Source organism: Pseudomonas sp. JV245A (genome assembly GCF_032424515.1).
GTDB classification, from domain to species: Bacteria; Pseudomonadota; Gammaproteobacteria; order Pseudomonadales; family Pseudomonadaceae; genus Aquipseudomonas; species Aquipseudomonas protegens.
Genome location: NZ_VYKE01000464.1, coordinates 1 through 756, shown reverse-complemented (window position 1 = coordinate 756; position 756 = coordinate 1). Strand labels below are relative to the sequence as shown.

General features: G+C 62.7%; 1 pseudogene. It reads right to left on the bottom strand.

The features are described 5' to 3' along the window. Positions 1-509, bottom strand: a pseudogene (locus F6S12_RS32460) (biotin synthase); the annotation flags it as partial. Positions 510-756: the final 247 nt, after the last annotated feature.

The window sequence follows — 756 nt, the reverse complement described above, 5'->3', positions numbered from 1 at the left end:
AGCTCGACGTTGACGCTGAGGCGGTCGGCGTAGCGCCCGGCCTGCTCGATCAGCAACGGGTCGGCGTCGGGGATGGTCTTGAGGTGGATGTAGCCACGGAACTCGTGCTCTTCGCGCAGCAGCCTGGCCACCTGCACCAGTTGCTCCATGGTGTAGTCCGCCGAGCGGATGATCCCCGAGCTGAGGAACAGCCCGCTGACGCAATTGCGCCGGTAGAAATCCAGGGTCAGGCGCACGACTTCCTCGGGGCTGAAGCGTGCCCGGGGTACGTCGCTGGAACGGCGATTGACGCAGTACTGGCAGTCGTAGAGGCAGAAATTGGTCAGCAGCACCTTGAGCAGCGAGACGCAGCGCCCGTCCGGCGTATAGCTGTGGCAGATGCCCATGCCATTGCTCGAACCCAGCCCGCTCTTGCCTTCGGAACTGCGCTTGGGCGCGCCGCTGCTGGCGCAGGAAGCGTCGTACTTGGCGGCGTCGGCGAGGATGCTCAGCTTGTCGATCAGTTGCATGGTCGGACCCGGATACTGTTTTTATATACAGTACAGAGTAAAACCCCGGGACCACAAGAGAGCTGCCGGGGGGAAATTGAAAAAAAACGTCTCGCCACCCCGTCGGCAGCCTGGAGCTATTGGCGAAAATCCTTAAGATACCCCCCGCGCCCACGCCCCCCTGGAAAGGACTCTGCCCCATGCATCGCCTCTACCGTTTCTGCCTGTTCGGCATGGCCCTGCTGTCGAGCATTGCCGCCAGCGCCGC